The 19,819-nt window shown below is 30.2% G+C and carries 24 protein-coding genes; 2 read left to right on the plus strand and 22 right to left on the minus strand.

The features are described from left to right. Nucleotides 1-59 precede the first annotated feature (59 nt). A complete protein-coding gene (locus tag Q0958_RS00375) occupies nt 60-389 on the minus strand; it encodes a MerR family transcriptional regulator (protein WP_150899935.1) in 330 nt (109 codons plus the stop codon). 20 nt (nt 390-409) lie between these two features. Then, on the minus strand, nt 410-1,378 hold the full coding sequence (locus tag Q0958_RS00380; protein WP_150899934.1) for a M23 family metallopeptidase: 969 nt from the start codon (nt 1,376-1,378) through the stop codon (nt 410-412). A gap of 153 nt (nt 1,379-1,531) precedes the next feature. Here Q0958_RS00380 and alaS point away from each other — a divergent pair, with 153 nt between their 5' ends. Continuing rightward, complete coding sequence (gene alaS, locus Q0958_RS00385) at nt 1,532-4,147, plus strand: alanine--tRNA ligase (RefSeq protein WP_299118310.1); 2,616 nt, start codon at nt 1,532-1,534, stop codon at nt 4,145-4,147. A gap of 76 nt (nt 4,148-4,223) precedes the next feature. Beyond that, complete coding sequence (locus tag Q0958_RS00390) at nt 4,224-4,850, plus strand: hypothetical protein (RefSeq protein WP_299118311.1); 627 nt, start codon at nt 4,224-4,226, stop codon at nt 4,848-4,850. On the opposite strand, the gene Q0958_RS00395 is transcribed toward Q0958_RS00390, so the two are convergent. From Q0958_RS00395 to crtI, 20 genes are all read right to left on the minus strand, one after another. Further along, nucleotides 4,845-6,140: a deoxyribodipyrimidine photo-lyase gene (locus Q0958_RS00395; RefSeq protein WP_299118312.1), complete on the minus strand. Its 1,296-nt coding sequence runs from the start codon at nt 6,138-6,140 to the stop codon at nt 4,845-4,847. The genes Q0958_RS00390 and Q0958_RS00395 overlap by 6 nt on opposite strands. Next, entirely contained in the window at nt 6,130-6,615 is a 486-nt protein-coding gene (locus Q0958_RS00400; protein ID WP_299118313.1) for an SRPBCC family protein, read from the minus strand. The genes Q0958_RS00395 and Q0958_RS00400 overlap by 11 nt, the downstream gene beginning before the upstream one ends. Before the next feature lies 1 nt (nt 6,616). Further along, complete coding sequence (locus Q0958_RS00405) at nt 6,617-7,132, minus strand: glutathione peroxidase (protein ID WP_299119961.1); 516 nt, start codon at nt 7,130-7,132, stop codon at nt 6,617-6,619. Between the two features lie 27 nt (nt 7,133-7,159). Continuing rightward, complete coding sequence (locus Q0958_RS00410) at nt 7,160-7,684, minus strand: CIA30 family protein (RefSeq protein ID WP_299118315.1); 525 nt, start codon at nt 7,682-7,684, stop codon at nt 7,160-7,162. A gap of 11 nt (nt 7,685-7,695) precedes the next feature. Continuing rightward, nucleotides 7,696-8,373, minus strand: coding sequence for an SDR family oxidoreductase (locus Q0958_RS00415; RefSeq protein ID WP_299118316.1), 678 nt, complete (start codon nt 8,371-8,373; stop codon nt 7,696-7,698). After that, nucleotides 8,370-8,594 carry a hypothetical protein gene (locus Q0958_RS00420; protein WP_150899926.1) on the minus strand — a complete coding sequence of 75 codons (225 nt, stop codon included), beginning with the start codon at nt 8,592-8,594 and terminating at the stop codon, nt 8,370-8,372. The genes Q0958_RS00415 and Q0958_RS00420 overlap by 4 nt, the downstream gene beginning before the upstream one ends. After that, nucleotides 8,591-9,286: a GTP cyclohydrolase I FolE gene (gene folE / locus Q0958_RS00425; protein ID WP_299118319.1), complete on the minus strand. Its 696-nt coding sequence runs from the start codon at nt 9,284-9,286 to the stop codon at nt 8,591-8,593. Before folE ends, Q0958_RS00420 begins: the two co-directional genes overlap by 4 nt. Continuing rightward, entirely contained in the window at nt 9,249-9,665 is a 417-nt protein-coding gene (locus Q0958_RS00430) for a 6-carboxytetrahydropterin synthase (protein WP_150899924.1), read from the minus strand. The genes folE and Q0958_RS00430 overlap by 38 nt, the downstream gene beginning before the upstream one ends. Nucleotides 9,666-9,667: 2 nt before the next feature. After that, nucleotides 9,668-9,934, minus strand: coding sequence for a TIGR03643 family protein (locus Q0958_RS00435; RefSeq protein WP_150899923.1), 267 nt, complete (start codon nt 9,932-9,934; stop codon nt 9,668-9,670). After that, complete coding sequence (locus Q0958_RS00440) at nt 9,931-10,350, minus strand: hypothetical protein (protein WP_299118325.1); 420 nt, start codon at nt 10,348-10,350, stop codon at nt 9,931-9,933. Before Q0958_RS00440 ends, Q0958_RS00435 begins: the two co-directional genes overlap by 4 nt. Before the next feature lies 1 nt (nt 10,351). After that, nucleotides 10,352-11,812, minus strand: coding sequence for an FAD-binding domain-containing protein (locus Q0958_RS00445; RefSeq protein WP_299118327.1), 1,461 nt, complete (start codon nt 11,810-11,812; stop codon nt 10,352-10,354). 82 nt (nt 11,813-11,894) lie between these two features. Then, the gene (locus Q0958_RS00450) at nt 11,895-13,307 is read right to left on the minus strand and encodes an SDR family oxidoreductase (RefSeq protein WP_299118328.1); all 1,413 of its coding nucleotides are present in this window, start codon (nt 13,305-13,307) and stop codon (nt 11,895-11,897) included. Beyond that, entirely contained in the window at nt 13,308-13,919 is a 612-nt protein-coding gene (locus tag Q0958_RS00455) for a flavin reductase family protein (protein WP_299118329.1), read from the minus strand. Next, complete coding sequence (locus Q0958_RS00460; RefSeq protein WP_299118330.1) at nt 13,919-15,229, minus strand: lipopolysaccharide core heptose(II) kinase RfaY; 1,311 nt, start codon at nt 15,227-15,229, stop codon at nt 13,919-13,921. The genes Q0958_RS00455 and Q0958_RS00460 overlap by 1 nt, the downstream gene beginning before the upstream one ends. Continuing rightward, the gene (locus Q0958_RS00465; RefSeq protein WP_272151583.1) at nt 15,226-15,879 is read right to left on the minus strand and encodes a TetR family transcriptional regulator C-terminal domain-containing protein; all 654 of its coding nucleotides are present in this window, start codon (nt 15,877-15,879) and stop codon (nt 15,226-15,228) included. The genes Q0958_RS00460 and Q0958_RS00465 overlap by 4 nt, the downstream gene beginning before the upstream one ends. A 5-nt stretch (nt 15,880-15,884) precedes the next feature. Continuing rightward, nucleotides 15,885-16,364 (minus strand): TspO/MBR family protein, encoded by a 480-nt coding sequence (locus Q0958_RS00470; RefSeq protein ID WP_299118332.1) that lies wholly within the window; start codon nt 16,362-16,364, stop codon nt 15,885-15,887. Then, on the minus strand, nt 16,354-17,052 hold the full coding sequence (locus Q0958_RS00475) for a lycopene cyclase domain-containing protein (RefSeq protein ID WP_299118334.1): 699 nt from the start codon (nt 17,050-17,052) through the stop codon (nt 16,354-16,356). The genes Q0958_RS00470 and Q0958_RS00475 overlap by 11 nt, the downstream gene beginning before the upstream one ends. Beyond that, complete coding sequence (locus Q0958_RS00480; RefSeq protein ID WP_299118336.1) at nt 17,049-17,495, minus strand: sterol desaturase family protein; 447 nt, start codon at nt 17,493-17,495, stop codon at nt 17,049-17,051. Before Q0958_RS00480 ends, Q0958_RS00475 begins: the two co-directional genes overlap by 4 nt. A gap of 1 nt (nt 17,496) precedes the next feature. After that, nucleotides 17,497-18,339, minus strand: a complete 843-nt coding sequence (locus Q0958_RS00485) for a squalene/phytoene synthase family protein (RefSeq protein WP_299118338.1) — start codon at nt 18,337-18,339, stop codon at nt 17,497-17,499. Further along, on the minus strand, nt 18,323-19,804 hold the full coding sequence (crtI, locus tag Q0958_RS00490) for a phytoene desaturase family protein (RefSeq protein WP_299118339.1): 1,482 nt from the start codon (nt 19,802-19,804) through the stop codon (nt 18,323-18,325). The genes Q0958_RS00485 and crtI overlap by 17 nt, the downstream gene beginning before the upstream one ends. Nucleotides 19,805-19,819 lie beyond the last annotated feature (15 nt).

Genomic DNA, 19,819 nt, shown 5'->3' on the forward strand with positions numbered 1-19,819 from the left:
GTTAGAAAAACACAACAATCTAATTACTTAAAGTAAGCAACTACATTTTCTATTTTTTATTATAATTGATTCTTGATTTTTTGCAATTCAGCTTTAACCGCTTCTAATCGACTAATAATTTCGTGGTTATTAACAACCTCTTTAGGATTTTTCTTTAGTTTTTGCCTCGCACCATCTAAAGTAAAACCTCTTTCTTTGACTAAATTGTATATTAATTTGAAGTTTTCAACATCTTCTTTGGTAAATAACCTATTCCCTTTTGCATTCTTTTTAGGTTTAATTACTTCAAATTCATTATCCCAAAAACGTATTAAAGAAACATTTACTCCAAAAGCTTTGGCTACTTCTCCAATCTTATAATATCTTTTATCAGGTAAATCAATATACATTATTCATAGCCAATTAATGATTAATCGTAAGATTGTCCTTTTTGTTGAGATGCTTTTTGCATTGCTACGAACTCTTCAGGAGTTAAATCGCCATAGTAATAATAAATAGGATTTACAGCTCTACCGTTTTTGTGTACTTCATAATGTAAGTGAGGAGCAGCAGAACGCCCAGTATTTCCAACATAACCAATTAAATCGCCACGTTTTACTTTCTGCCCTTTCTTAGCTACAATCTTACTCATGTGTGCATAAATAGTTTCGTAACCATATCCATGATCTATATAAACTACTTTTCCAAAAGTAGAACTACGATGTGCTTTTTTAATCTTACCATTTCCAGAAGCAAAAATTGGAGTACCAGTTGGAGCAGTAAAATCCATACCGTTGTGCATTCTCCAAGATTTTAATATTGGGTGCAAACGCATTCCATAACCAGAAGCCATTCTTTTTAAATCCTCGTTTTTCACAGGTTGAATAGCTGGTATTGAAGCCAACATTTTTTCTTTTTCTTTTGCTAAAGAAACAATTTCATCTAAGGACTTAGATTGTACCACCATTTGTTTAGCTAATACATCTAAATCTTTAGTCACATTTTTTACCATTTCAGAATTATCAAATCCTTCTAAATGTTTATATCTATTTACTCCACCAAACCCTGCTTTACGCTGTTCTTCGGGAATAGGACTTGCTTCAAAATAAGTTCTATAAATATTATTATCACGTTCTTGTAACTCTCTTAAAACATTAGAACTCTCTTCCATTTTCTTTGAAAGTAACTCATAATGTAATTTCAAATTATCTAACTCTCTCTTTTGAGCTCTTTCTTTAGGCGACATTAAGAATTGGCTAAACCCAATAAAACCGAAAAATGCAATTAATAAAGCACTTATAATTCCTAAAAAAGATTTCTTATAAGTTTCACTTTTCTTAGCTTCTATTTTTCGATATGATAAAGTCTCTGGGTCGTAATAATATTTTACTTTCGCCATAATGCTAAATGTACTATTTTTGTGCTCTTTAAACGAGCAACTTGTTTTAAGGGGTTATGTTTAGAAACTCACAAATTTACAAAATGTTTTAAAACTTCTTTTCTAAAGCGGTTTTTTAATGATAATTTAACAGAATTAAGATACTAGAGTTGTATGAAATCTCAGGATATTAGAGCTAAATTTTTAGAATTTTTTAAATCAAAACAACACGACATCGTTCCTTCGGCACCTATGGTGTTAAAGAACGATCCTACTTTAATGTTTACCAACTCTGGTATGGCGCCTTTTAAAGAGTTTTTTTTAGGGAATGCCACTCCAAAAAATAATCGAATCTCAGATTCTCAAAAATGTTTACGTGTTTCTGGTAAGCACAACGACTTGGAAGAGGTTGGTTATGACACTTATCACCACACCATGTTTGAAATGTTAGGAAACTGGAGTTTTGGTGATTACTTTAAAAAAGAAGCAATTGCTTGGGCTTGGGAATTATTAACCGAAGTTTATAAAATAGATAAAGACATTTTATATGTAACTGTTTTTGAAGGTGACGAAAAAGACGGTACTAAAATGGATCAAGAAGCATACGATTTATGGAAACAATACATTTCTGAAGATCGTATCTTAATGGGAAATAAAAAAGATAATTTCTGGGAAATGGGTGATCAAGGTCCTTGTGGTCCATGTTCAGAAATTCATGTTGATATTCGTTCGGCTGAAGAAAAAGCTAAAATTGATGGTAAAACATTAGTTAACGAAGACCATCCTCAAGTTGTTGAAATATGGAACTTAGTTTTCATGCAATTCAACCGTAAAGCTAATGGTTCATTAGAAGATTTACCTGCAAAGCATATTGATACAGGTATGGGATTTGAGCGTTTATGTATGGTTTTACAAAATGTTCAATCTAATTATGATACAGATGTATTTACACCGTTAATTAGAGAAGTTGAAACAATTACTGGAATTTCTTACGGTAAAGATGAAAAAATAGACATTGCAATTCGTGTAATTTCAGATCACGTTCGTGCCGTAGCCTTTGCTATTGCCGATGGTCAATTACCTAGCAATAATGGTGCTGGTTATGTAATTAGAAGAATTTTACGTAGAGCTATTCGTTATGGATTTACTTTCTTAAACAAAAAAGAACCATTTATATACAAGTTAGCGGAAACTTTATCTCACCAAATGGGAGATGCTTTTCCTGAAATTAGAAAACAATATTCATTAGTTCATAATGTAATAAAAGAAGAAGAAGCTTCTTTTTTAAGAACTTTAGATCAAGGTTTATTATTACTAGATAGAGTAATTGAAACTACTGAAGGTAAAACAGTTTCTGGTAAGAAAGCCTTTGAATTATATGATACTTATGGTTTCCCGTTAGACTTAACACAGCTTATTGCTCGTGAGAAAGGATACGAGATTAATGAAGAAGAGTTCAATGCAGGAATGAAAGCTCAGAAAGATCGTTCTCGTGCTGCATCGGCAAGTGAAACTGGTGATTGGATTGTATTAATTGAAGATGAAGTTGAAGAATTTGTTGGTTACGATACACTTAGTGTTGATGTAAAACTAACTCGTTATAGAAAAGTTACTACCAAAAAAGATGGAGACCAATACCAATTGGTATTCAACATGACTCCGTTTTACCCAGAAGGTGGTGGACAAGTTGGTGATAAAGGATATATTGAGTTTTCTAATGGTGATGTTATTTATGTAGTAGATACTAAAAAAGAAAACAACGTAATTATTCACTTTACTAAAAACCTTCCTAAAAACTTAAATGAAACGTTTAAGGCAGTTGTAAATGATGAATTTAGACGTTTATCTGCAAGCAATCATACTGCTACACATTTATTGCATCAAGCATTACGTTCTATTTTAGGAACACATGTAGAGCAAAAAGGATCGTTAGTTAGCCCAGATTATTTACGTTTTGACTTTTCTCACTTCTCAAAAGTAGACAAAGATCAACTACAAGAAATTGAAGAATTTGTAAATGCTCGTATTCGTGAAAACTTACCTTTAATAGAAAGAAGAAGTATTCCTATGCAACAAGCTATTGATGAAGGTGCAATAGCATTGTTCGGTGAAAAGTATGGAGATAGTGTTCGTGCTATTAAGTTTGGACAATCAATGGAATTATGTGGAGGTACTCACGTACAGCAAACAGGTGATATTTGGTATTTCAAAATAAAATCAGAAGGAGCTGTTGCTGCTGGTATTAGACGTATTGAAGCAATTACTAACGTAGCTGTTGGAGAATATTTTGAAGATGTTGAACGTAATTTTACTGCTGTAAAACAGTTACTAAAAAACCCTAAAGATGTTGCTAAGTCTGTAAACAACTTACAAACTGAAAATACTGCCTTAAAAAAGCAAATAGAGCAGCTTTTAAAGGACAAAGCTAAAAACATGAAAGGAGACATTAAAAATCAATTAGAGGAAGTTAATGGTGTTCAGTTCTTAGCTACTAAAGTAGATTTAGATCAAAATAGTATTAAAAACCTAATGTTTGAATTAGGTGGCGAACACAAAAACCTGTTCTTATTATTTGCTACTTCAGCTACTCCAGAAAAAGCAATGTTAACTTGTTATATATCTAAAGAGTTAGCTAACGAACGTGGTTATGATGCTGGTAAAGTAGTTCGTGAATTAGGAAAGTATATCCACGGTGGTGGTGGTGGACAAAATTTCTTTGCTACTGCTGGTGGTAAAAACCCAGGAGGTTTACCTAAAGTATTAGATAAAGCTAAAGAATATGTAGTATAACTACTAGTTTATAAAATCATTAAAAAAGGTTCAAAGTTTGTATTTCTTTGAACCTTTTTTATTTTTATGAAAAAAAATGGAAAAAGAATATAAAAATTTATTAGCCCCTATTGGTATCCCTATCATTCTCTATCTTCTTAAAGAAAAATTTGATTTTGATATAAACTTATACATAGATAAAATCCCTTCTAAATATTTTACAATTTTTCTTTCTTGCTTGTTAGTTTTTTTAATACTTAGCTTCTTTTTTAAAAAAACTAAAAAACATAGAGACGATAATATTATAATTTTTGCGAGTCAAAATGATTACTCAAGTAAAGATTCATCTATAGTGTTTCTAACTATTTTATCAATTGGATTATGCTTATATATAATGTTTACAAAATCTCCTAACATAAATATTATTCTACTATGGGCAATCTTATTTTTTCTAGGTATCTCTAATAGTTTTTTAATAAAAACTGCCAGTTTTGAAATAAAAGAAAAATCTGTTTACTACAAAAGTGGAAAAGAAAAACGAATATTTAACCTTTTTAATTTAAAAGAATTAAATATATCTCCTAATGAGATTAGAGTTCTATATCATGATAATGAAAAATTAATTTCCTTCCTTGAAATTAAAGAAGAAGACTATAAAGAAATCAAATCTTGGTTTCAAAGAAATCTACCTGAAATTATAGTTTCAAAAAGTAAAGCCTTATAAAACATTCGCTAAGGCTTCTTTATAAGTGCTAATTGCTCGTTCTCTTGCAAATTTGTGTTCTACCATTGGTTGTGGATAGGTAAGCTCTTCAAAATCTTTTACCCATTTCTTCACATACACTAAGTTTTTATCAAACTTTTTTAATTGTTCTGATGGATTAAAAACTCTAAAGTAAGGAGCTGCATCGCATCCTGTTCCTGCTGCCCACTGCCAATTCCCATTATTTGCAGACAAATCATAATCTAATAGTTTTTCTGCAAAATATGCTTCTCCCCAACGCCAATCGATAAGTAAATGCTTACATAAAAAACCAGCAGTTATCATACGTACTCTATTGTGCATATACCCAGTTTCATTCAGTTCTCGCATTCCTGCATCTACCATTGGATATCCTGTTTCTCCATTACACCATTTTTCAAAATCCTCTTTGTTATTTCTCCATGGAACTGCATCATATTTTTGCTTAAAATTATGAGTAACTACTTTTGGGAAATGATAGAGAATTTGCATAAAAAACTCACGCCAAATCAATTCATTTAAAAAGGTGCTATTTAACTGAAGTGCTTTTTTCACCATTTTTCTTACGCTTACTGTTCCAAAACGCAAGTGTGGAGAAGCATAAGAAGTCGTGTTTTTTGAAGGGAAATCTCTAGTTTCATCATAAGTCGCTATTTGGGTTAAATTATAAGGCTTTACCCTTATAACACTCTCTTTAAACCCAATAGTTTCTATAGCAGGAAACGCTTTTGAAATCTCTAGAAAATTAGAAAACTCAAGTTTATATTCTTGTGTATGTTCTTCTTCCTTAAAAGCTTTTAACCATTTATTTTTATAAGGAGTGTACACAGTATAAGGAGTTCCGTCTTCTTTAACAACCTCATCTTTTTCAAAAATTACTTGATCTTTAAACGAATTAAATTCTATTCCTTTCTCATTTAAAAAGGACTGTATTTGAGTATCTCGATGTATTGCATAAGGTTCGTAATCTTTATTTGCAAAAACCTTTGCTACCTCATACTCTTCAACTAATTTTTGCCAAACATCTATTGGTTTTCCTTTTAAAACCAATAATGATGATTGATGCTGTTTTAATGTTTCATCTATATTTTTTAACTCTTGATGAATAAAGTTTACACGAGCATCATCCTTAGGTAACTTATCAAGAATATCTTCATCAAAAATAAAAATAGGTAGTACTTTATAACCTGAACTAAGCGCTATACTTAACGCTTTATTATCATTCAATCGTAAATCTCTACGAAACCAAAAAACAACTATCTTATTTTCCATTAAACAACTTTTCTAAAGTACTGTATCTGTGTTCGAAAATATTTTTAAGCTGTTTTTTTATAAAAACACTTTGTGCTATGTGTCCTAAAAAACCAAATGGAATTTTATACGAAATTTTGTCTTTCATTAATGTTCTTCCTTCTGATAATTCTTCAAACCAATGCTCGTGATGCCACATTTTATAAGGTCCAAAACGCTGTTCGTCAATAAAAAACTGTTCATCTTTAACTTGTGTTATTTCAGTAATCCAACTAGACTTTACGCCTGGTAAAATTCCTACTTTATAAGTTATAATTTGCCCTGCATACGCTTTTTTATCTACATCAGATGTTATTTGAAACCCCATATGTGATGGTGTTATCTTTTCTAAATTTTGAGGAGCACTAAAAAAACTCCATGCTTTTTCAAGAGAAACACCTAAAACCTGTTCTGTAGTTAAAGTATATATTCCTGAGTGTTTTTTGATTTGAACCACTTTACAACAGTTTAGTTATTTTACTACTCATAGGTTTTGTTATAGAATAAAACACATCTATCAACCTTCCCTCTTCATCTACAAGGTATTTTTGAAAATTCCATTTTACAGAAGAATTCATTTTTCCGTTTTTAGACTTTTGTGTAAGCCATTGGTAAATTGGATGTTGATTTTCTCCTTTTACTTCTATTTTTTCTGTCATAAGAAAATCGACTCCATAGTTTAACCTACAAAATGATTGTATCTCTGTTTTTGTACCTGGTTCTTGAGCGCCAAATTGATTACATGGCAACCCTATAACCACTAATTTATCTTTATACTTTGTATACAACTCTTGTAATCCATCATATTGATTTGTAAACCCACATTTAGAAGCTACATTAACAAACAATATCTTTTTTCCTTTGTATTGATTTAAATTCAAATCATCTCCTGATATTCCTTCTATTTTTAGCGTATACAAAGATTCTTTAGGTTCTTTTGTTTGTGCATTTCCTAAAAAACTAAATAATGTCATAAGTATTGTTATTTTTAATAATTTCATTTACCTGATGGTTATTTTTTCTATTTCTAGATTGAATGATTCATTCTTTTTATTTCCTATTAGTATTGCTATTTCCTTTAACTGATTTCCTGAAAAATTCGCTAAATCTAATGTATACCCTCTAAATGACGGGTAAAAATCTGCTAAAGGTAATTCTATTTCTTGGTTTTCAGTAGTAGTTTGAAACTTATGCACATACCAAAAACGTTGACTTCTACTTGCTTTCAACCTTAACTGATATTCTTTACCATCACCTTTTAAATTTAGCACAATTTTTGATTTTTCACCATCTAAATTGATAGCTAATGGTAATCTAGTCATTGCAAATCCACCATTATTTTCTGTTGACACTTCTCCTGAAAAAACTGCTTTACCTTCTTTGTTTACCTCCATTGATGATTTCGATAATCCTCCCATAACCACATCGTTTGTGATATACCATTTTTGAGAATTTTGTGCTTTATCAAAAACCACAATTTCGTCACTAACAAAGAAAAAAACACTTATTAATATTAACCACTTCATTTTTTCTTATTTTAAATTTTTACACTTACTATTCCTGCATCTATCGGAATTATTTGTCCAGTTATTCCTGCTGTTTTATTCGATAGTAAAAAGCAAGCTAAATCTGCCACCTCCGTTGGTTCTAATATTTTCTTCAACGGATGCCTTTCTTTCATTATTTCTTGTTGCTTTTCATTCCTTAACAATCTTGCCGCTAAAGTTGTATCGGTTATTGTTGGTGCTATTCCATTAAAGCGAATCTTTGTAGCATATTCAGCCGCTAAGGACTTTGTTAATCCTTCTATTGCCGATTTACTACATGCAACACTAGCATGAAAAGGCATTCCTAATTTTGACGCTACTGTGCTAAAAAAAACTACACTACTGTTATTTTTAGACAATACGTCTTCATAAGCTTTTATGGTTTTTATTGCCCCTTTTACATTGATATTAAAATCATTTTGAAAATCATCAAGAGTTAAGCGTTTAAATGGTTTTAAATTGATGCTTCCAGGGCAATAAACTAAACCATGTATTTCTTCCAATACAGGTAACTCATCTGTTGTAATATCACATTCATAGTTTATGATGTTGGAATGTGTTTCTGTAGAAGTTCTACTTATATTAATAATTTTTGTAGTCTCTTTTAAACTATCTACTATTGCTTTTCCAATCCCCTTACTTCCTCCTACTACTACAATTGTTTTCATAACCTACCTTTTAATCTTTTTTCTACCTTTTGCTTAATTAATGTTAGGCGTTTCATGATATCCATCAAGCTTTTATCTTTCGTTTTTTTATAGATTTCATTTATTGATAAAATGATTTCTTTCGCTTTCCTTGATGCTAAAATTTTATCATTTCTAGTTCTTAACTTCTTATGATTTTTTTCAAAATCTAATGCTTCTTGAATTAAATTTACTGTACTCATTTTAAATAATTTTGAAGTTCAACAATTTTCTTTGATGTATTAAAACTACCTCCATAAAAACAGGTTACTGTTTCTGAAGAATCGTCTTTTACTCCTCTTGATGAGACACATAGATGTTTTGCTTCTATAATAACCGCTACATCTTCTGTTTCTAGTATTTCTTGTAAATCTCTTGCTATTTGGTTGGTAAGCCGTTCTTGTACTTGAGGTCTTTTAGCATAATATTGTACGATTCTATTTAGTTTAGAAAGCCCTATTACTTTCCCCGATGAAATATAAGCTACATGTGCTTTTCCCATTATGGGTACAAAATGATGCTCACAATTTGAATAAAAACTAATATTTTTCTCAACCAACATTTGGTTGTACTGATACTTGTTATCAAACAACGCTATCTTAGGTTTATTAGCTGGATTTAGTCCTGAAAAAATCTCTTCAATATACATTTTAGCAACTCTTTTTGGAGTCCCTTTTAGAGAATCGTCAGACAAATCTAATCCCATAGTTTCCATTATTTCCCTGAACAAACCTGCTATTTTTTCCTTCTTTTCTTCATTAGAAATCAAAAAAGCATCTGGCACCATAGGTGTTTCTATTCCTGTGTATAAATGATCATCACCTATTTCTTCAACACTCAATCCTGTAAAGTTGCTTTTAGTAGGGATATTCAACAAAGTTTCTTGGTGTTTCATAAAGTTTAATTTTAATTTCTAAATCGTTACGAAGTACGCTTCGCAACTTATTGTAAATTACTATTGCTATGTTTTCTACCGTAGGATTCAACTTTTTAAATTCTTCTACTTCTATGTTTAAATTCTTATGATCAAACGGCTCTAATATTTCTTCTTTTATATGTTTAGATAACTTTTTTGTATCTATCACATAACCTGTATCCTCATCAATTTCTCCAATTATTGTTACTTCCAATTCATAGTTATGCCCATGGAAATTCGGGTTATTACATTTTCCGAAAACTTCTTTATTTTTTTCCAAAGTCCAATTTGGGTTATGCAGTCTATGTGCCGCATTAAAATGTTCTTTTCTTGTAATTCCTAGTTTATGTTTTAACATAATTATCGTTTCGAAACCTTATTATTACTAATATTTCTTTGTCTACTACATTTAAACCTTCCTTTTATAAAGGTTCTTTTAAGTTCATGCTTTGTTTTCCTTCCTTGAACTCTCTTTCTCCATAATCTAAAACTTGATGGCTTAAGTTGTTGTCTCATTAAAACAATCACTTCTTGTTCTTTTAAACCAAATTGATATTGAATTGCATCAAATGTGGTTCTATCTTCCCAAGCCATCTCTATTATTCTATCTAACATTCTTTCATTCATAAAAAATGATTTTGTGTTTTTACTCCCTTCAAATTCATCATTTTATCTATAAACTTTTTATTTTCTTTAAATTTTATGTCCTTACGAAACCTTATAAAACTATTATCTGAGTGAATACTAAAAAATGTATCATTAAACACTACTAACTTATAGTAAGGCACTACCAAACAAAACCTTCTCATTTGCTTTGTTATATAAACTATTACTCCATTAGGTCTTAACTCTATGCTACCGTAGTCTAATTCATTCACTTTGGTTAATATTTTTTGGAGATTAGCACTTACTTCTTCCACAATCATTCTTCCCGAACCTACCCCTCTTAACTTTAGCGATTGGATAAAACTCATAGGTTTCCCTACTAATGAATTGATTTCTGCTAAATCATCTTTATCCGTGTATGTTATATTGAACAGCATATTATTTAATTATGTGTTTGTTTATAATTCTTAAGCTTTCTCTTATTACGTCTGGATCTTTTTTTAATCCCCAAATAATATCCGATGCTTTTTTTCTTGATGCCTCTACATCTACTATTGGCTTTGGATAATCTTTTCCTAAACTAAAACTGTAAAGTTTTTGTTCCAATTCGGTCATTTTAAAAGGTTGATGCTTGAACATTAATGGTAAACCTGCCAATTCGGGTACCCATTTACTTATAAATATGGCATCTGGATCATGCTCTAATCCGTTTTTTATTGGATTATAAATTCTAATAGTATTGATACCTGTTTCACCTGCCTGCATTTGCAGTTGAGGAAAATGAATTCCCGGTTCGAAGTCTAAAAATAACTTTGATAAATATTTAGATGCTTCTTGCCATGGCTGCCATAAATTATGTGTAAAAAAGGATACCAACATTGCTCGCATTCTAAAATTTAAATACCCAGTAGTTATTAAACAACGCATACAAGCATCTATAAAAGGGATTCCTGTTTTACCTTCTTTCCAACCCTTTACATATTTTTCTGTTACATCTTTTTTTAATTTTCGAAATCCTTTATTTATACTTTCTCTTTCCATGATACACTCCATTTCAAACTTTTGTATAAAATGTGCTTGCCATCGCAATCGAGAAGCAAATGCATCTAAAGCTCTCTTATTTTGCACTTTTGGTCTTATTGTTTTTACTTGTTGAAAAACTTCTCTTACTGAAAGATTTCCCCACGCTATATATGGCGATAATCGACTACAACTTTCTCTTGCTTCATTAGGCTTTGATATATGTCTTGCATAATTTTTATAACGATTATTGAAAAAGCTATGCATATATTTTATACCAGTACCTCTACCTCCTACTTGAAAATTGCTCTTTTCCGTGCTTAAGTCTACTTCTTTTAAGTTTTTTGTTAAAAGGTCAATTTCTTCACTTCTTATAAATTCTGCATTTGTAGGTGTAAAAGGAAAGGTTTCTTTTTCCATATATGATTCCCAATCTTCCTTCCAATGTTCTCTATTTTTTCTACCTCGAAATACTCCATTATGGACATTTTCTTTCCATTCTATCAAATTGTTTACACAAAATCTTTTAAATGATTTATCTCTATTATAGGTTTTTAAAATTCCTGTTTCTAAATGCGAATAAACTTCTGTAATATTTTTTTGTGATTTTAAATACCTGAAAAAAGGAATCACATCCGATTTCACTGATAGAACTCTTGTATTGTATTTCAACAATTCAGAGTTAAGATCTCTTATCGACTCTTTAATAAAGTTCCAATGCCTTTCTGAATAATGCTCATCACTCAAAAGACTATTTTCAAAAAGATAAACAAATAGTATTTTTTTATCAGAATTAAGAGCATTATAAACCGCTTCGTTATCTTGTAAACGAAGATCTCTCTTAAACCAAACTACTACTATTTTCTCTTTATTATCCAATATTTAAAACTCTTTAAATTTTATTTTGTTTAAGATAATCAAAAAATAATTAAACAAAAAATTAATACTCAAAAAAATATACCTATTTAGATAGATGATTTATTAAACCTCTAAAAATAAAACCATGAAAAGGCAGTACTAAAAACCAATACATTCTACCTAATATTCCTTTAGGTCTAAATACCGCTCTTTGATATAATTTATTTTTCACTATTTTATATTCTAACCAAGCTTCTCCAGGTAATTTCATTTCTGCAAAAAGCAACAATCTTTTATTCTTTTGATCCGCTAATAATACTCTCCAAAAATCAAGTGCATCGCCAGGTTCTAGTTCTGTAGGATGTCTGCGACCTCTTCTTAACCCCACTCCTCCAAAAACCTTGTCAATATAACCTCTAATCTTCCATAAGGTATTAAACCTATACCAGCCCGTTTTTCCTCCTATGCTCCAAATTTTATGTAATGTCTCTGGCTCATCTTTAACATACCTACTCCTAACATCTTTAAAGCATCCAAAATGAGGTAACTCGATATAATCGCTATACTCTTTTTTAAAAACACCACTTATTTTTGCATCTTTCCAACTAGAAATCATTGAGTTTTGGGCTATTTTCTTAAAAGCCCTATCAACTGCTTCTTTGTAAGTAATTGGTTTTACATTTATTATTTCATTTATATTACTTTGTCTTCCAATTACTTCTACTTTCATACTATCTACCAAAGTCTTAGCTAAATTAAACGAAGTTGAAGTAACAAAATATAACCAATATGATGATAATTTGGGAGTTAACACTGGTAAGGTTATAATGATACGCTTTAATTTTCTTACATCTGCAAACTGCAACAGCATTTCCTTATACGTTAACACTTCAGCCCCAAAAATATCATATGACTTATTATACACTTTTTCATTAAAAAGCGATTTTGTTAAATATGATAACACATCTCTTATTGCTATAGGTTGTGTTTTCGTATGCAACCATCTTGGAGCCACCATTATAGGAAGTTTCTCAACCAAATCTCTTATAATTTCAAAAGAAGCACTTCCACTTCCAACTACTATACCAGCTCTAAACGTAGTTAAACCATATTCTTTACTACTTAATATTTGTTCTACTTTATATCTTGACTGCAAATGCTTTGAAAGCGAATTATCATTTACTATTCCACTTAAATATATAACCTGCTTACATGTTGTTTTTTCTACCAACTCTTTAAAGTTTTTAGCACATTTTTCTTCCAAACTTTCAAAATCGTCACTACTGGTAGACATTGAATGTATTAAATAATATGCTGCATCTATATCTTTTGGTAATAGATTTTCTGGCTTTAGAAAATCTATTTCAACAAAACTTATCTCTTTTTTAGCTTTTAACTCTAAAGGAATTCTATTTAAATCTCTCACACAGCACACAAGAGTATGTCCTTCTTGAAGAAGGATTGGAATTATTCTCTTACCAACATACCCTGTTGTACCTGTGATTAATATTTTCATTTATTTTGGTCTTTGATACGACAATCTTTTAAATTCTTTTGCTACCATATAAGTATCCAACCCATTAATTGCTGCTACATTTTCTTTAGAAAGATTTAAAAAACCATCTTCCGATAACATAGTATCTTCGAAATATAAATCGGTTACCTCTCCCAATACTAGAACTGTATCATTAGCTTTTATGTGGTATTCCTCTAAATATTTCATTCCTAATTGTAAAGGAGATTCTGCCACAAAAGGTGCATCAAAATTATTTTTATACTCGGATGTTAAATTAGTTTTATCAAACTCTGATATTTCTGCCGAATATTTTGCTGATGTATGATGCGCTTCTTCTATCATACCTTCACTTATTGCATTAATTGTATAAACCCCTGTTTCTTTAATATTGTTATAGGTATTTCTGATTACTGTAGTAGGACGCAAGACAAATCCTAAAATAGGTGGATTTGAACCATAATGAACTACTGAACTAAATACCGCAACATTGGTTATTCCTTCTTTGGATTTAGTTCCTATTAAATTTGCCGATTTGTACCCTGAAATACTGTTCACTAAGTTTATCTTATACAAATGCGGAAACGCTTCTATTTCTTTTCTTGTAATATGCATTACAGGTTTTTATAATTATTTATTTTGATTTTTTTTGATTTTAAATCGTGCATCAAATTATACAATCCGAAAAAGGTTCGATTTATATAAATAAAATGCTTAGAACCTCTATTTCCATTCATCTTTTTTAACTCGGTACTTTTAGCATACTTTTGTCCTAAGTCTGCTATTCTTCCGAAAAACTCATCGTCTGAAAAATCAAATTCTTCTTTTTGAAAAGGCTGTGTAAATAAAGATAACATTTCATGAAAAAGTCCTTTAAAGAACTGTTTTTCTTCTCCTGTATCGTCTTTTCTTAAGATTTCAAGCTCATATAATTTACTCTCAAAAAAAGCTGGATTTTCTATATTTTCTTTTTTTGCTAACTCAAAATAAGGAACGTAAAAATCTTCAGGCACCGATTTCATACAACCAAAATCTATAACAATTAATTCGTTTTTTGGAGATACTAAGAAATTTCCTGGATGTGGGTCAGCGTGAACTTTCTTTAAAACATGCATTTGATACATGTAAAAATCCCATAAGGCTTGCCCTAATTTATTAGCTTTCTTCTCATCAAGATTTTGCTCTGTAAACTCTGATAAATGAATACCATCCATCCAATCCATTGTAAGAATCCTCTCTGACGAATATTCTTGATAATAGGCTGGAAACTTCAAATTAGGAATATTAGCGCAGGCATTCGCTACTTCATTACTTTGCTTTAACTCTAAGACATAATTTGTTTCCTCAAGTAACTTATTTTCTACTTCTTTAAAATATTCATCAGACCCCTCTCCTTTTATATTGAACATTTTCATAGCCATTGGCTTTACTAATGCTAAATCTGAAGAGATACTATTTGCTATACCAGGATATTGAATTTTTACTGCTAGCTTTTTATCTTTAACTGTCGCCTTATGAACCTGACCTATACTTGCTGCATTTACTGATTCGTTTGTAAACGTATCAAAAACCTCTTCTGGAGTTTTTTTAAAATATTTTTTAAATGTTTTTACAACTAAGGGACCAGATAATGGTGGTACTGAAAACTGAGATAATGAAAATTTTTCTACGTAAGCATTTGGGAGTAAATTTTTCTCCATACTTAACATTTGAGCTACTTTTAATGCAGAGCCTTTTAATTCCTTTAACCCGTCGTAAATATCTTCTGCATTGTCTTTATTTAATTGGTCTCTAGCTTCTTCCTCTGTTTGTGTTAACTTATTCCCATAATACTTGGCATAATTAACTCCAACTTTTAGCCCTGTTGTTACCAATTTTGTAGCTCTTTCTATTTTTGAAACGGGAATTTTATTTAGCGTTTTCATACCATGGGCATTTTTTCTTTCCACAAAAACTTAGCTAAATCTATCACACTTTTTACTGGTGCTATTTGCTGTATATCGAAACTTGCTTTTACTGATTTCTCTATAAAAACATCTGTTTTCTCAAAATTTGGCGATTCATCGTCTATCCAAAACTTGAGAATCATTAATAATTGAATCCAATAACTTTCTGCTATTGTTTTATCCTGAACCTTGTTAATTTTATCATTTTTAAAATCAATCTTTTCAAGAGATATTCCATCTATAAAATTGATAAATTCTTTTCTTAATTCCTTTAAGACTGAAAGCTTATTAAAATCTAACTTATTATTTTTTAATTGAAGTAAAACATAAGATCTATTTGCGGTTAACAACTCAAAAAAAGTAAAATAAAAACTTAATAGCTTTTCTTTTGAACCATAATCTTGATAGGCTTCTGTTTTATGAAGCATATGAATTGTTTCTTTGGCAAACGTTTTAAAAATTTGCTTCTCTAAACTTTCAAAACTCGAAAAAAACTTATAGAAATCTCCTTCTTCAAAATTATTATTCTTTGCAAACTCAAAAATAGAATGTGGTTTTCCAGATATTAGAACTGAGTTCATATACCATTCTATGATTATTTCTGGTGTTATTTTTTTCTTTCTACTCATAATTTCTAATTATTAAATACTACATAAGCGTTTAAACTTGTAGCGATTGTCATCCAAACTAAATATGGCAATATTAATAGTGTATAAAGTTTCATTTTTCTACAATACTCAACTGTAAAATATCCTATTAACAACCATAAACCGGTTATTATAATTAACCCTAAAACTGTATAATGCTGATTGAAGAAGAAGTAATTCCACATAACATTCAAAATCCATTGAACCATGTATAAGTATGCAATAAGAAACCCTCCTTTAGTTAGTTTAAATTTGAAGCTTAAGTTGGTCATGTAAAATGAAAAACAAAACATGATAAAAAACCAGGCTGCTCCAAAAACCCAGTTTGCTGGCGTCCAAGGCGCCTTGTTTAACGATTTGTACCAATCTGTTTGGGGGCCATTATTCATTAACCACACACCAACGATTAATGCCAAAAAGTTTAAACTTAAAAAAATTAAAAAACGGATAACTTTACTAATTCCCATAGACTTTTGTTTTAAAATGATTAAATATTAACTGTATTGAAAACAATAAGTTAAATGCATAAAACACATCTTCAAGGGGAATCGTAAATAATCGAACATTTATATTTTCTGAGTTATTATACCAAACAACTGGACTCTCTATAAAACTTCCTGTTAAAATTCCATTTACAATAAAAAAAGGAACTAAAATTATCAGAAAACTAGGAAAATATTCTTGTAACGCAATTAAATGCTTTTTTAAACTATAAAGCATTAACGATAAAAATAATAAAAAATTTACTACTGTGTAAGTTTTATCTAAATTAAATATCAATAACCAAAAAACAATTATTATGAAGATCACACTTATGATGATAGTCTGTGTTCTAGATAATTTTAATTTTGGTTGATAAATCCTTAACATCTCATGCGTAAATAAACACGCATAAGGTATGCAGATAAAGAACATCCATTCTTCTATTGGCATTTGCAGTATTTTTGCTCCTAAAAAATAGGTTTTGTTAAATCCCCAAACACCATAATTTGTAAAAATTGCATCCCAAACTAAAAAAGGAATCGCAACTATAACTATACTAAGAAAAACAATTTTTGCGTATTTAATAAAGTGTATCTCTTTTTCAAAAATACTATACAGTAAAGGTATACTTATACTTCCTAAATTTAATATTAAATACAGGTAATTACTCATTGTCTTTTCTTAAAATATTTAAATGGCACGAACAACATACCAAAGCACTCTCCTTCTTCTTTACCTAAGTGTTTGTGATGTATCTTGTGCGCTTTTCTTAATCCTCTTAAGTATCTATTCTTTGTATTTTTAAACCAATTAAACCTTCTATGAATTAATACATCATGTATTAAAAAATAAGCTATCCCATACAAAAGAATACCCAAACCAATGAAAAACAGGTAATTTAATTCAGGTCTAATCCCAAAGTAAAATAGTAACATGCTTGGTATTGCAAAAACCACAAAAAAGGCATCATTTTTCTCAAATACATGTGGATAACCTGGTTGATGATGATCCTCATGTAAAAACCATCCAAAACCGTGCATTACATATTTGTGAGTACACCATGTAACACCTTCCATTATTATAAAAGTTAGTATTGTGACAGTTGCAAATATCATTCTAGATTAGTTTTAATTTATATTTCACATAACTTCTAGCCAATAAATTAATTTTCATTGGGTTAGAAATCCTTATTCTTGTATCCATAATTTTAGACGATGGAGTTGCTTTCAATTTCTTCAAAAGCTTTTTGTAATATCTGTATGCTATAAAAACTCCAAACTTTGCCTCTACAGGTAGCTTTAAGATACCATTTTTAAAAGCGTAATCAAAATCTTCCTCTATTTCTTCAATTATCATTTCTTTTGAAGCATCATTTAGTTTTTCTAAATTAACATTTGGAAAATATGATCTATTCAATACTTCATAATCATCTTTTAAATCTCTTAAAAAATTAACTTTTTGAAATGCTGAACCTAAACGCATTGCTGCGTCTTTTAATTCATTATATCGTTTTTCATTTCCATTAACAAAAACTTTCAAACACATTAACCCTACAACATCTGCAGAACCATAAATGTATTCTTTATACTCTTCTTCCGTTGTGTATTCTGTCTTATACAAATCTGCCCTCATACTTTTCAAAAAAGCACCTACCAAATTATCTGGAATATTATAGGTATTAACTGTATGTATAAATGAATTCAAAATAGGATTTAGACTAATACCTTCCTTTTTTGACGAGTAATAATCTTTTTCAAATTTTGTTAAAAGCTCTTCCTTGTCGTACTCATGAAAAGAATCTACAATTTCATCTGCAAAGCGGACAAAACCATAAATATTATAAATAGCTACTCTCACTTTTGGCGCTAACATTCTAGTAGCTAGCGAAAATGACGTGCTATATTTTTGTGTAACTAATTTACTACACGAATACGAAACCTCATCAAATAGTTTTTTCATTTTGGTGGTTTTTAATGATTAAATCTGAAGCTATTTTTCCTGAAATTAATGAAGGGGGAACACCAGGTCCGGGAACCGTTAATTGTCCTGTAAAAAATAAGTTCTTAACTTTTTTACTTTTTATTTTAGGTCTTAAAAATGCTGTTTGGGTTAAAATATTTGCTAAACCATAGGCATTTCCTTTGTACGAATTATAATCTTCAATAAAGTCGTTAACACAATAACTTTCTTTAAAAATTACTGAATCCTTTAACGATTGTTTTGTTAACTTTTCTAATCTTTCAATTATAATGTTAAAGTATTTTTCTCTTAAAGCAGGCGTATCTTCTATCCCTGGTGCCAAGGGTATTAAAAAAGTAGCTGCCTCTTTATTAGCTGGAGCAAAAGAACCATCGGTTATTGAGGGAAAACTTGCATAAAACAATGGTTCTTTTGGCCAACTGGGGTGATCATAAATTGTTTTGGCATGTTCATCAAAATCTGTATCAAAAAACAATGTGTGATGACATACATTTTTCAGCTTTTCATTAAAGCCTACATAAAATAATAAAGATGATGGGGCAAAAACTTTCTTTTCCCAATACTTTTCAGAATACTGTCTGTATACCTTTGGTAAAAGTGTTTCTGTGTGATGGTAATCTGCACCGCTTAACACTACATCTGCGTCAATAAAATTACCATTTACTATCAATCCATTTGCATCTCCTAATGGATTTACACAAATTTCTTCAACAATAGCTTCAGTTTTGAAATGTACTCCTAACGAAACCGCCAAAGAAACCATTGCCTCTATAACTTTATACATTCCTTCAACAGGATGCCAAGTACCTAGGGAGAAATCGGCATAATTCATAAAGTTATAAAAGGCTGGTGTATTACTTGGTTTTGCACCCAAGAATAAGACTGGGAACTCTAATATTTGGATTAATTTTTTACTTTTTATTTTTTTTCTTACCTGTTTTCTAATTGTTGAAAAAAACTGTGTAATTTTTCCAATGGTTACCGGCGTTATTAGTTCTAATGGGGATATACCTGGCTTATAAACTAAATCATTTATAGACACGTTGTAATTATATTCTGCCGACTTTAAAAAACGTTTTAGATATTTTGAACTTCCCTTCTCTTCTTTTTCAAATACCTCATAAATTTCTTCTAAATTACCGGGTATTGTAATTGAATCAAGAACATCAAAATATACTTGATAAGCTGGTGTTAATTTGTTTAACTGATAATAATCAGAAGGTTTTTTATTAAAATCGGAAAAAAATTTCTCAAAAACGTCTGGCATCCAATACCATGTTGGCCCCATATCAAATGTAAAACCATCTCTTTTATACTGCCTAGCTCTTCCACCTACTGTTGAATTCTTTTCATAAACTTCAACCTCATACCCTGCTTTAGCAAGATAACAAGATGCTGCTAACGACGAAAAACCTGAACCTATTATTGATATTTTTTTTCCCAATTTTATATATATTAT

Source organism: uncultured Tenacibaculum sp. (assembly GCF_947499065.1).
Taxonomy (GTDB): Bacteria; Bacteroidota; Bacteroidia; order Flavobacteriales; family Flavobacteriaceae; genus Polaribacter.

Coding starts and splice junctions, on each gene's coding strand:
- Q0958_RS00465 (WP_272151583.1), bottom strand. CDS start 15,879: ATGAGTAGAAAGAAAAAAATAACACCAGAAATAATCATAGAATGGTAT.
- Q0958_RS00410 (WP_299118315.1), bottom strand. CDS start 7,684: ATGAAGTGGTTAATATTAATAAGTGTTTTTTTCTTTGTTAGTGACGAA.
- Q0958_RS00475 (WP_299118334.1), bottom strand. CDS start 17,052: ATGAGTAATTACCTGTATTTAATATTAAATTTAGGAAGTATAAGTATA.
- Q0958_RS00485 (WP_299118338.1), bottom strand. CDS start 18,339: ATGAAAAAACTATTTGATGAGGTTTCGTATTCGTGTAGTAAATTAGTT.
- Q0958_RS00375 (WP_150899935.1), bottom strand. CDS start 389: ATGTATATTGATTTACCTGATAAAAGATATTATAAGATTGGAGAAGTA.
- Q0958_RS00405 (WP_299119961.1), bottom strand. CDS start 7,132: ATGACATTATTTAGTTTTTTAGGAAATGCACAAACAAAAGAACCTAAA.
- Q0958_RS00470 (WP_299118332.1), bottom strand. CDS start 16,364: ATGGGAATTAGTAAAGTTATCCGTTTTTTAATTTTTTTAAGTTTAAAC.
- Q0958_RS00480 (WP_299118336.1), bottom strand. CDS start 17,495: ATGATATTTGCAACTGTCACAATACTAACTTTTATAATAATGGAAGGT.
- Q0958_RS00430 (WP_150899924.1), bottom strand. CDS start 9,665: ATGTTAAAACATAAACTAGGAATTACAAGAAAAGAACATTTTAATGCG.
- Q0958_RS00450 (WP_299118328.1), bottom strand. CDS start 13,307: ATGAAAATATTAATCACAGGTACAACAGGGTATGTTGGTAAGAGAATA.
- Q0958_RS00390 (WP_299118311.1), top strand. CDS start 4,224: ATGGAAAAAGAATATAAAAATTTATTAGCCCCTATTGGTATCCCTATC.
- Q0958_RS00415 (WP_299118316.1), bottom strand. CDS start 8,373: ATGAAAACAATTGTAGTAGTAGGAGGAAGTAAGGGGATTGGAAAAGCA.
- alaS (WP_299118310.1), top strand. CDS start 1,532: ATGAAATCTCAGGATATTAGAGCTAAATTTTTAGAATTTTTTAAATCA.
- folE (WP_299118319.1), bottom strand. CDS start 9,286: ATGAAACACCAAGAAACTTTGTTGAATATCCCTACTAAAAGCAACTTT.
- Q0958_RS00435 (WP_150899923.1), bottom strand. CDS start 9,934: ATGAATGAAAGAATGTTAGATAGAATAATAGAGATGGCTTGGGAAGAT.
- Q0958_RS00380 (WP_150899934.1), bottom strand. CDS start 1,378: ATGGCGAAAGTAAAATATTATTACGACCCAGAGACTTTATCATATCGA.
- Q0958_RS00460 (WP_299118330.1), bottom strand. CDS start 15,229: ATGAAAACGCTAAATAAAATTCCCGTTTCAAAAATAGAAAGAGCTACA.
- Q0958_RS00455 (WP_299118329.1), bottom strand. CDS start 13,919: ATGCATATTACAAGAAAAGAAATAGAAGCGTTTCCGCATTTGTATAAG.
- Q0958_RS00395 (WP_299118312.1), bottom strand. CDS start 6,140: ATGGAAAATAAGATAGTTGTTTTTTGGTTTCGTAGAGATTTACGATTG.
- Q0958_RS00440 (WP_299118325.1), bottom strand. CDS start 10,350: ATGCTGTTCAATATAACATACACGGATAAAGATGATTTAGCAGAAATC.
- Q0958_RS00420 (WP_150899926.1), bottom strand. CDS start 8,594: ATGAGTACAGTAAATTTAATTCAAGAAGCATTAGATTTTGAAAAAAAT.